Source organism: Caldovatus aquaticus (assembly GCF_019458025.1).
GTDB lineage: Bacteria > Pseudomonadota > Alphaproteobacteria > Acetobacterales > Acetobacteraceae > Caldovatus > Caldovatus aquaticus.
Genome location: NZ_JAHZUY010000133.1, coordinates 1 through 863 on the forward strand (window position 1 = coordinate 1; position 863 = coordinate 863).

Annotated in this window: 1 protein-coding gene; it reads left to right on the forward strand. The window is 70.1% G+C overall.

The annotated features are described in order from the left end of the window. The first annotated feature begins 47 nt into the window (after positions 1–47). Positions 48–835, forward strand: a protein-coding gene (locus tag K1J50_RS18800; RefSeq protein ID WP_220119276.1) for an IS5 family transposase whose coding sequence is annotated in 2 segments (ribosomal slippage) — positions 48–395 and positions 398–835 — 786 coding nt in all. Because the reading frame shifts where the segments join, the coding sequence is not laid out codon by codon here. The last annotated feature ends 28 nt before the right edge of the window (positions 836–863 follow it).

The following is an 863-nucleotide window of genomic DNA, read 5'->3' on the forward strand; positions in this document are numbered from 1 at the left end:
GGGGAGAAGCGTGATTCATGGGGTGTCGGCCTTGAGGGCGACACCCGATGCGACGGCGCCGCCGACCCTACCCGACCGACCTGACCGATGCCCAGTGGGCGGCGATTGCCGAGCTTGTGCCACAGGCGCGGCCCGGCGGCAGGCCGCGCCGGGCATCGTCGCGCGAACTGGTCAACGCGATCCTCTACGTGCTGCGCGGTGGCATGGCCTGGCGCCTGCTGCCGCACGACTTCCCGCCCTGGCAGACCGTCTACTACTACCTCCGCCGCTGGCAGGCCGAAGGCGTGTGGGAGCGCATCCACCATGCCGTGCTGCTGGCCGACCGCGCGCGGGCAGGCCGCGAAGCCAGCCCGACGGCGGCGATCATCGACAGCCAGTCGGTGCGCACCGGCGATCAAAAGGGGGCTCCCGCGGCTACGACGCGGGCAAGAAGATCGCGGGGCGCAAGCGGCACATCCTGACCGACACCGACGGCCGCCTGCTCGCGGTGCAGGTGCATGCCGGCAGCCTGCAGGACCGCGACGGCGCCAAGCCTCTCCTGCGCGCCTCGCGCGGCCTCTGGTGCTTCGTCCAGACCGTGTTCGCCGATGGCGGATACGCCGGCAAGCTCGTCGCCTGGGCGAAGCAGAAGGCCAATCTTGCGCTCTCCATCGTCAGGCGGCCCCGCGCCCTGTCACGTTTCGCGCCGCTGCCGCGCCGATGGGTCATCGAGCGCAGCTTCGGATGGCTGATCAAGCACCGCCGTCTCGTCCGCGACTTCGAGCAGCGCACCGATGTCGCCGAAACCCTCATCGTCATCGCCGCCACCGCCACCATGCTCCGCCGCATCACCTAGCAGCCAGCACTTCTCAAACACGCTCTAA